This is a genomic window from Gellertiella hungarica, assembly GCF_014197145.1.
GTDB lineage: Bacteria > Pseudomonadota > Alphaproteobacteria > Rhizobiales > Rhizobiaceae > Gellertiella > Gellertiella hungarica.
In genome coordinates this window covers 24127-32828 of sequence record NZ_JACIEZ010000017.1, presented here as the reverse complement: position 1 = coordinate 32828, position 8702 = coordinate 24127, and the positions used below count along the sequence as shown (strand labels likewise).

The 8702-nt window shown below is 58.8% G+C and carries 11 protein-coding genes and 1 pseudogene; 1 reads left to right on the top strand and 11 read right to left on the bottom strand.

Features of this window, described 5'->3' with window-relative positions:
• Positions 1–149 precede the first annotated feature (149 nt).
• The 11 genes and pseudogenes from GGR23_RS22100 to GGR23_RS22050 form a co-directional block, all read right to left on the bottom strand.
• Positions 150–475 (bottom strand): annotated as a pseudogene (locus GGR23_RS22100) (transposase); the annotation flags it as partial.
• A 139-nt stretch (positions 476–614) separates the two neighbouring features.
• Positions 615–1943 (bottom strand): adenylate/guanylate cyclase domain-containing protein, encoded by a 1329-nt coding sequence (locus GGR23_RS22095; protein ID WP_183368500.1) that lies wholly within the window; start codon positions 1941–1943, stop codon positions 615–617.
• 61 nt (positions 1944–2004) lie between these two features.
• On the bottom strand, positions 2005–2289 hold the full coding sequence (locus GGR23_RS22090) for a copper-binding protein (RefSeq protein WP_183368499.1): 285 nt from the start codon (positions 2287–2289) through the stop codon (positions 2005–2007).
• 15 nt (positions 2290–2304) lie between these two features.
• Positions 2305–2781, bottom strand: coding sequence for a cupredoxin domain-containing protein (locus tag GGR23_RS22085; protein ID WP_183368498.1), 477 nt, complete (start codon positions 2779–2781; stop codon positions 2305–2307).
• A gap of 26 nt (positions 2782–2807) precedes the next feature.
• Positions 2808–4166, bottom strand: a complete 1359-nt coding sequence (locus GGR23_RS22080; RefSeq protein ID WP_183368497.1) for a multicopper oxidase family protein — start codon at positions 4164–4166, stop codon at positions 2808–2810.
• A gap of 14 nt (positions 4167–4180) precedes the next feature.
• Positions 4181–5644, bottom strand: coding sequence for a TolC family protein (locus GGR23_RS22075; protein ID WP_246366044.1), 1464 nt, complete (start codon positions 5642–5644; stop codon positions 4181–4183).
• The gene (locus GGR23_RS22070) at positions 5644–5865 is read right to left on the bottom strand and encodes a hypothetical protein (protein WP_183368495.1); all 222 of its coding nucleotides are present in this window, start codon (positions 5863–5865) and stop codon (positions 5644–5646) included. Before GGR23_RS22070 ends, GGR23_RS22075 begins: the two co-directional genes overlap by 1 nt.
• Positions 5866–5954: 89 nt before the next feature.
• Positions 5955–6347: a hypothetical protein gene (locus GGR23_RS22065; RefSeq protein WP_183368494.1), complete on the bottom strand. Its 393-nt coding sequence runs from the start codon at positions 6345–6347 to the stop codon at positions 5955–5957.
• A gap of 110 nt (positions 6348–6457) precedes the next feature.
• Complete coding sequence (locus GGR23_RS22060; RefSeq protein ID WP_183368493.1) at positions 6458–7213, bottom strand: YkgJ family cysteine cluster protein; 756 nt, start codon at positions 7211–7213, stop codon at positions 6458–6460.
• Positions 7210–7713 (bottom strand): YchJ family protein, encoded by a 504-nt coding sequence (locus tag GGR23_RS22055; RefSeq protein ID WP_210297059.1) that lies wholly within the window; start codon positions 7711–7713, stop codon positions 7210–7212. The genes GGR23_RS22060 and GGR23_RS22055 overlap by 4 nt, the downstream gene beginning before the upstream one ends.
• A 138-nt stretch (positions 7714–7851) precedes the next feature.
• Positions 7852–8031, bottom strand: coding sequence for a hypothetical protein (locus GGR23_RS22050; protein ID WP_183368492.1), 180 nt, complete (start codon positions 8029–8031; stop codon positions 7852–7854).
• 202 nt (positions 8032–8233) lie between these two features.
• On the opposite strand from GGR23_RS22050, the gene GGR23_RS22045 reads away from it, so the two are divergent.
• Entirely contained in the window at positions 8234–8650 is a 417-nt protein-coding gene (locus GGR23_RS22045) for a DUF305 domain-containing protein (RefSeq protein WP_183368491.1), read from the top strand.
• The last annotated feature ends 52 nt before the right edge of the window (positions 8651–8702 follow it).

Genomic DNA, 8702 nt, shown 5'->3' with positions numbered 1-8702 from the left:
CGTGTCGATACTCGTTAGACATAAGCCTGTCCCCAAGCCTGTGCTTGAGCCTTTCTGCTTATGCCGACTGTCCGGTCGAAACGGGGTGCAGTTCAGTAGCAAAAACCACCAGACCTGAAATGGCATCCCGACCACCCTGGTTTCCGATGAATCGCCCAATCCCGGCACATGCCCTTCACCATCTCCCGCTTCCGAGCAGACCTTAGAGCTTTCGGCGGATCACATCCTGAAGCATCTCGCGATCAAGGGTGAGGTCCGCCACAATCTTCTTCAGACATGCATTCTAGTTCTCGAGCTGCTTGAGCTTCTTCATCTCCGGCGGCAACATGCCCGCATACTTCTTCTTCCAATTGAAGTAGGTCGCCTGGCTGATCCCTGCCTTCCGGCAAATCTCCGCAACAGGCACACCTTCGTCACCCTGCTTCAAAATGAACGCCTTCTGGGCGTCCGAACCGAAGGACCGCGAAGCGAAAATTGCGATGCCTTCATCGTCTTCCGTTCCTTTCCCAGCCGGGAAAATCCACCGGAAAACTCTAACCAAATCTGGTCCAGTTTGAAGGGTTCAGATCACTATCCTTATGCAACCAATGATTATATAAATGAATATGAGGTTTTCAAATCAAAGATGAATTGCAATCATCGCCCTCGCGGCCGAGTGTCGTTCGAAGGGAGCCAGGAGAGGAATAGATGGTGGGTGGTCGTTCGGTATAAGGCAGGTACCAAATGTCGATCGGCAAACGTCGACCACGCATCGATACCGCGCGGCGAGTCAGCCAGTTTGCTTCAGGCAAAGGTCGCTTTAGCTGTTCCACTATCCCCGCAGAAACTACTAACGACGCTCTGAGAGGCTTGGAAAGGCTTTCAAGTCGTTGGGCTACATTCACAGTGTCACCAATTACGGTCAGCTCAAGATGACGGCCGCTATCGAGAACCCCGCCGACCACCGCTCCATAGTGAAGTCCAATACCGGCAGATAGCGCAGGATGGCCGTCGTGATCACTTTTCTCTCTCCACTCAGATAGGGTATGCACTAGCCTTAACGCACAAGCCAAGGCCCTGTCAGCGTCCTCGGCTTGCCGCAACGGTTGACCGAAGACAGCCATTACGCCGTCGCCCACGAATTTATCGATATTGCCACCGTATTTGAAAACGACCTCCGACACGATGTTGCGATACTCAGCTAAAGTAGATGCGAGCTGTGAGGGCGATGCGGTTTCCGCGAAGCTGGTAAAATCTCTCAGATCGATAAACATCACTGCTACTTCCCGACGCTTCAATTCCAGGGCGGGGCTTCGCTCCTGTAAATCACCTATGACGTGAGGAGAGAAAAAACGCGAAAGATTTGCTCTTCGCATATTGGCTTTCAAAGCTGCGTCCCTCGTCCGCTCGTGGTCGTTCGCTAGCACATAATTTGCAAGCGCTGTAAAGCCAAAACTGATTGCAAGTCCCAGGTCTTGGTTAAAAAGCGCGTCGAACAGGGCAGTTTTCCCGGTGCCTATGTGTCTTGCTGCTGAAACTGCGAGCATACCAATCCAAAGTGACAAGCTTGCCGCCGAGAATATTAGAAGAAGTCGTCGCTCTTTTTTAAGACTCACATTGTTTAGCATAATAAAGGCAACAACCAGCGCAGTTGTGTTTAGGCTGTGATTGTCAGTAATTGGGCTTCCCAAGATATGAGGATAAAGAACCGCTGCTACCAATAATGCGTCGACCATTACGAAGCCTGATCTTAGCCAGTCGTGCTTCCGCTGCAGGCGCTCTGTTGTGACTGATGCGATTCCACTAAGCGAATAAGTGATAATGACAACTGCATAGATTACCGCTTCGCCTTTGTGGGAGCCAAGCAACAGGTTTGTGGATAGCGTAGCAACGGCGGAAAAACGAATTATTGCTGTTCGAAACTGCCGAGAAATAATACACCCTTTGTATTTATCTGGCGACATAACCATCTCTTTTGTTTAATGTGTGCTGTAGCGGCGCTCCGCTACAGCACAGTTGGTATTTTTATTTTACTTCAGTCACCAGTAACTGCCCATTTACGCGGTCAGCTACGAATTCTATTTTCTGACCTACTTTAAGTTTGCCAAAAAGCTCATCGTCTTCAACCTTGAACACCATGGTCATGGCGGGCATATCTAGGTTCTTCAGCTCCTCGTGGATCAGCGTGACCTTTTTCGCCTTTGTATCGATTTTCTTGACCGTCCCCTTGGTGAACTCCTCGGCGAACGCCCCGGAAGCGAAGCTCATGGCAAGCAAAACGGCGGTGGCGGACTTGATGATTGTCTTCATGATTGTCTCCTTGGGTTACTTCTTTGCGACGACGACGTCGCCATGCATCCCGGCGTCAAAATGACCCGGTACGAGGCAGGCGATCTTGAAGGTGCCGTCGTTGGTGAACTTCCAGACGATCTCGCCGGACTTGCCTGGTGCCAGGCGGATCGCGTTCGGGTCGTCGTGCTCCATCTCCGGAAACTTCTCCATCAGCGCCTTGTGCTCCATGACCTTCGTCTCTTCATCGAGCACGAACTCATGGTCGGTCTCGCCTTCGTTCCTGATCTTGAAGAGGACCGTCTGGCCCTTGCGGACGTTGAAGCTGGCGGGCGTGAAGATCATCTTCCCGTCCTCGGTCTCCCTCATCGAGACTGCGATGGTCTGGGTGACCTTCGCCTTCTTGCCCGGCTCGCCGACGGCCATTTCGCCGTGGCCACCGGCATGGCTCCCGGATGCAAGGGCGGGCGTGGAAAGCGAAAGCAGGGCTGCTGCCATGACTGCGTACTTCATGTGTATCCTTTCAGGTTCCGGCCGTTTCAGCCGTGGTTGGGATGGTTGGTGGTCTGCTTTGTCTTCGCGTCCTTGGCCTTGACGGGCTCTGGCAGATTGCCCGTCCATTCGTAGGCCTGCGTGCCGGGAGGGTTCTCGTACCAGCCGGGATCGGCGTAATCGCCCGCCGAGATACCCTCCCGAACCTTCACGACGGAGAACATGCCGCCCATTTCGATCGGGCCGTGCGGACCCCAGCCCGTCATCATCGGCACCGTGTTCTCGGGGATTTCCATGGACATCTCGCCCATGTCGGCCATGCCCGCAGTGCCCATCGGCATGTATTCGGGCTGTATCTTTCTGATCTTTTCGGCGACCTCCTTCTTGTCCACGCCGATGAAGGTGGGAATGGCATGGCCCATCGCGTTCATCGTGTGGTGCGACTTGTGGCAGTGGATCGCCCAGTCGCCCTCGTACTTCGCGTCGAATTCGTAGGCCCGCATGGCACCGACCGGGATGTCGATGCTGACCTCCGGCCATCGCGCTTCGGGCCGCACCCAGCCGCCGTCCGTGCAGGTCACCTCGAAGTCGTAGCCGTGCATGTGGATCGGGTGGTTCGTCATGGTGAGGTTCCCGACGCGCACCCGGACGCGGTCGTTCTTGGAGACCACGAGCGGGTCGATGCCCGGAAACACCCTGGAGTTCCATGTCCAGAGATTGAAGTCGGTCATGGTCATGACGCGCGGCACGTATGTGCCGGGGTCGATGTCGTAGCCAGAAAGCAGGAAGACGAAGTCACGGTCGACCCGCATGAACTTCGGGTCCTTCGGATGCACCACGAAGAAGCCCATCATGCCCATGGCCATCTGGACCATCTCGTCGGAATGCGGGTGGTACATGAAGGTGCCGGACTTCACGAGGTCGAACTCGTAGACGAAGGTCTTGCCGACGGGGATGTGCGGCTGCGATAGGCCACCCACGCCGTCCATGCCGGATGGCAGGATCATGCCGTGCCAGTGGACGGTTGTGTGCTCGGGCAGCTTGTTGGTGACGAAGATTCGCACCCGGTCACCTTCGACAGCCTCTATTGTCGGGCCCGGCGACTGGCCGTTGTAGCCCCAGAGATGGGCCGTCATCCCCTCCGCCATCTCGCGTTCCACAGGCTCCGCGACGAGATGAAACTCCTTCACCCCGTTGTTCATCCGGAATGGCAGCGTCCATCCGTTGAGGGTGACGACGGGATTGTAGTCCGGCCCCGTCGAGGGAGCCACGGGCGGCTGCGTCGCCGCCGTATCCATCACGGCCGCTTCTGGCAGACCCATGTTGGACGTCTGGCTCCATGCTTTCGTGGAGGCGAGCGCCGCACCGGCGGCACCTGCTCCCAGCAACTGTCTTCTGCTGAACATGCTCGGTTCCTTTCTCAATGGCCGCCAGCGGCCTCAGTCTGCGCAGGCGCAGGTTTGTCGGATGCGGGAGCCGAACCCGTGCTTCCGCCGTAAATCACGGGAGCGACGTTCGCCTCTGCAAGCCAGAAGTCGCGCTTGGCGTTGACGGCGAGGATGGTGGAGTTGACCTTGTCGCGGGTGTCCGCGATCAGCTCGAACGTGCTGGTGATCATGCCGTTGTAGCTGAGCAGCGACTGCTCCTCGATTGCGGAGCGCAAGGGCAGGACGCTGTTGCGGTAATGGCGGGCGATGTCGTAGGTCGCCCGGTAGGCGAGATAGGCGGACCGAGCCTCGGAACGGACGTTGACGGCCAGTTCCGCAAGCTCGTTTGCGGCTCGCATGTAGGCAAGCTCGCCCTTGCGCAGCCGGGCCTGCCCGGTATCGAATATCGGTATCTTCAGCTCTAGTGATGCAGTTCGGGACGTGCTTGAATGAACTTCGTCGCCGTCAAGCTCCCGCTCTTTTTCGAACACGCCAGCCAGCTCGATGTCGGTGACAAAGCGGGTGGCGTTCTCCAGTCCGAAGGCCCGTGCCGTTGCCTGAAGCTCAAGGCGAGCGACCTGCAGGTCCATGCGCTTGGCTATCGCTTCGGCCTCCATGTCGTCACGCCGGATGAGGCTTTTCGGCAGGGACGGCAGGCGGTTGGGTATCTGGAAGTCGATGTCCGATCCTGAAAGACCCATGAGGCGGATCAGCTCCTCCTTGGCCAGCCGTGCCTCAAGCCGTGCCTTGGCTGTCTCTCCTGCAAGCTCGGCGTAGAAGACGTGTTCGCGGGCCTGGTTTGCCTTGGTGAGCGACCCGGCCTCGCCGATCTTCGCGGCAAGCGCGGATGCCGCATCGGCGGCAGCCTTCGCCTGGTTGAGGTATGCCACCGTCTCCCAGGCCGCCACCGCCCTGATCCATGCCCGCCTCGTGTCCGCCGCCAAAGAGATGGTCTTGATGGCGGCGTTAAGCTGCGCCTGGCGGAAGCGGGTGTCCGCAAGCTTCCTGTTCTCGCCGTAGGTGGCGAGCGCCAGAATGTTGGTCGCGATCGTCCCTTCAAGGACGCGGTAGGCCTCCAGTCCAGGCGTTCCAATGCCTGTCAGACCGACGGAAACTGAGGGCAGGATCGAGAGCTGTGTCTGCCAGGCGTCGGCCGCGCTGTCGCCGAGATCGGCATAGGCCGCCTGCAGACCCTTGTTGTTGAGGAGGGCGACCTGAACCGCCGTTTCCGCGTCGATGGTCCTGCGGGCCATGAGCGCCTTGACGCGATCCCTGACCGCCGCGGCCTGCTGCTGGTTCTGAATCCAGACGCTCTGCTTGGCCGTGGCCTCTCCGGACTTGAGGGACACGGTGTCGAACCCGGCATCCTTTGCCGAGTATTCCGTCGTTGCACATCCTGCGGCGAACAGCGGCAGGACGACCGATGCGGCAAGGCGCATCGAACGAGTGAGAGCCATCATGCGCCTCCCTTCTTCGCCTGGGCGTCGTTCTGCTCGCGCCAGGGTTTGGGATCGACGGGCATGCGGTGGACGTAGTCTCCGACGGGACTACGATAGGCGACGGGTCCCGCGTCGGAGACTGCGTCGGGATAGCCCGAGGTCGCGACGACGTCGGGAAGCGTGGAAGCGCATCCGCTTGCGGCAAGCGGTATGGCAGCCACCAGGAACTGAAGTTTCATGGTGTAAATCCGAGAAAATGGTCACGGACACGCCCTGCATGACTCATGCATGGGCGCGGTGCGTCCCGCACTGCTGCGGGTGAGTTTTCTCAGATGCTCGGAGGGCGGTGGAGCTGCGGCAGCCGGCCCATAAAGTCTCTGTCGTCAAGCGCGACGAGAACGAGCTCGGAACGGGGGTGGGCGATTGCGGCACCCGCGCATGTCAGCGCGGCCACGCCGCAGTAGTCGACGCAGCACGAAGGCTTCGTTTTTTCGGGCGCGGAATGGTCGTGATCGTGTCCGTCGTCCGCAGGGGAAGTGGTCATGGCAGTGTCATGACCGCCATGATTGCCCGCAGCTTCGACCGTGGCGGTCTCGGAGCCGAAGTTCGAATGCATGACGGTTTCGACGGCATATGTGCTGTATCCGGCGAGCGACATTACGATCACCAGCCTGAAAAACAGGGTCAGCAGTGTAGACCTGATTCGAAATACCGACTTCATGGGCGGAAAATGATTCTTCAGCGGGCGATTGTCAACTTGCTATCCGTCAAATGAAGCCGTCCTGACGCAGCTGTGATCATCATGCAACTCGGCGAGGTGAACTCGCCGCGTCAGCCAAGATACCGCTCAAGATCGCCGATGGCTTCGCGGTAGTAGCTGGCAAACTGGGCGGCCTTCGCGTCTCCAGCCGTCTTCTCCAGCCACTCCTTCAGAACGGGGTGCTGGCGGCGGGCGAAGCCGACGACGTCGAGTTCCTTGTTCTGCCGAAGCCAGGATACGAATCCTACTATTACCCGGCCTGGAACTACGGCTGTGGCAGCCGTCTGCACGCGCATGGAGAAGCCGGGATCGTATCGGGCAACCGTGTCGACATACCGCTGGAGCGCTACGGCCTGGCCCTTCAGAAGTTCCCGCTCGCGCTGGAACTCGGCGCGGTCGACGATCTTCCTGTCGCGGTAGACGACCGGCGCGTCTTCCCCTGTCGCGCACTTCCAGCCGGGGCGCGGCACGAGCATGTCCCGCTGGCTGTCCTCCTCCTTGTAGGCGTAGAAGGGCATGGTGCGGCAGCGCTGTGGCTTCTCCTCATGGATTGAACAGAGGCCGTCGTCCGCGAGCTTAGGGCAGGGCGCGGTCGGAGGGATAAACGCGACGGGAGTCACGATCAGCTGAATCGGCTTCTTCGCACCCGCCGAAAACGTGACCGCCACTTCCTTCATCGCGTATCCGCGTGTGCCCGGCTTCACGGGCGTGGCGGACATCGCCAGCGGAAAGACGTGGGCCCACTTGAAGGCCTCCTCAATGGAGAGCGGCAGCATGCCGTGACAGCATAGACCGCAGGCGGTGCAGGCGAACCTCTGCTCGTTCACGCCGCCGCTCCGCAGCACTTCTTGAATTTCTTTCCGGAGCCGCAAGGACACGGATCATTCCGTCCGACGCTGACGACGCGAACAGGCGCAGACTTCGGGTTCACCTCGCTGTAGTCATAGAGCCACTTCCCGTCGACACGGCGGAAGTGGGCGATCTCGGCCTGCCTCATTTCCTTGCCACCGAACTTGTATCGGAAGTCGAAGTGCACGCTCCCGTCGTCGTCGTTCACGCCGCCGCCGGTCGTACCGCGAAGCTCGAAGCCCTGGAACTGAGTGTCAGGCAAAGCCTTTTCCATCTCAAGGCGGTTGAGGCTCTGCAACCCTTCCTCCGTGCACGTGGCTTCTATGAAATCAAGATTTCTCATCTTGAAGGCTACGTAGCGGGCCCTCATTAGGGCTTCAGGTGTCGGGGCGTGCTCGCCTCCAAGGTACCGTCCGCAGCAGCGCTCGAAATCCTGTCCTGATCCACATGCACATCCGACCATCGTCTCGTCTCTCATTTGCCCGACCTGCCGCCGGGGCGGTTGCGGGAATCACCTGAGCATCCGCTAACGACGGGATTTGGCGCGGTCAAGGCCAGCGGCATTCACATCATCGGAGCGGACCCCACTTGAAACAGACGCGCAGCTGTCTAGTTCTCAACCGAAGATGAGGGAAAACACTTGCACCATGTCGCGCTGCAGCTGATCCTGAGATTGCTTGCCATCGTCCTGCTGGTGGCGGCTATGCTTTCCGCGCCCGTAATGGCGAAGGATGGTCATGACTGCGGCGGGGCTGTCGCCATCACCGCAGCCGCGCACTCGCATAGCGTGGCGCATGCCACCGGATGCTGCTCACCCTCGCATTGCTGCCCCGTTCTCCCCGCATCAGCACTGGTCGCAGGTCCAGACTTCGCGGAGATTGCTCTGGAAGATAATGTTCGGTCCGGCCAGCCGTTTCTCCTGGTGCGCACGCTCGATCCGCCTCCGCGATCCAGCGTTGCCTGAGATGTCCATTCTATACCACAACAGGAGAACTCAAATGAAAATTACCGCTCTCACCGCATCTGCGGCATTGCTCTCCTTCGCACTTGTCTCTGCCAACTTTGCTTCGGCCGAAGAGCTGGCCTTTCCGGATAAGTGCAAGTCCGACATGGCTATGTCCGGCGACATGATGCAGGGCCATGACATGAGCAAGATGCCCGCCCATCAGAAGGAGTCCATGGAGGGGATGAAATCCATGGATATGAACATGATGCAGGGCATGATGAAGAAGGACCCGGACGTTGCCTTCAACTGCGGGATGATTGCCCACCACATGGGCGCGATCAGCATGGCCGAGACTGAGCTTAAGCACGGCAAGGACAAGGCGTCTAAGGCCAGGGCCCAGCAAATCATCGACGCTCAGAAGAAAGAAATAAAGGAAATGAGCGCCTGGGTCGATAAGCACGTAAAGTAAGTCGTTCGCGCAGAAGCCTGGGCGGCACCCGTTTTAGTGGTGCCGCCCAGGC